Source organism: Streptomyces niger, from assembly GCF_000718305.1.
Lineage (GTDB): Bacteria > Actinomycetota > Actinomycetes > Streptomycetales > Streptomycetaceae > Streptomyces > Streptomyces niger.
The window spans coordinates 1-244 of record NZ_JOFQ01000093.1; the positions used below are offsets into that span (position 1 = coordinate 1).

1 protein-coding gene is annotated in these 244 nt (G+C 70.1%); it reads right to left on the reverse strand.

The window, feature by feature from the left end:
- The coding region (locus IF20_RS37035) for an AMP-binding protein (RefSeq protein WP_199896944.1) at nt 1-244 on the reverse strand (244 nt) is incomplete at both ends.

The following is a 244-nucleotide window of genomic DNA, read 5'->3' on the forward strand; positions in this document are numbered from 1 at the left end:
GGGGAAGCGTTGTGCGGTGAGTTCGGGGCGGTGGAGGTAGCCGCGGGCGAGGCCGCCGCCGGCGACGTGGATTTCGCCGGGGACGCCGGTGGGGACGGGTTGGCCGTGTTCGTCGAGGAGGTAGAGGTGGTAGCCGGGCAGGGGGCGGCCTGCGGGCAGGCGGGGTGCGGTGAGGTGGTGGGGCTGGATTTCTTGGTAGGTGACGTGGACGGTGGTTTCGGTGATGCCGTACATGTTCACCAGC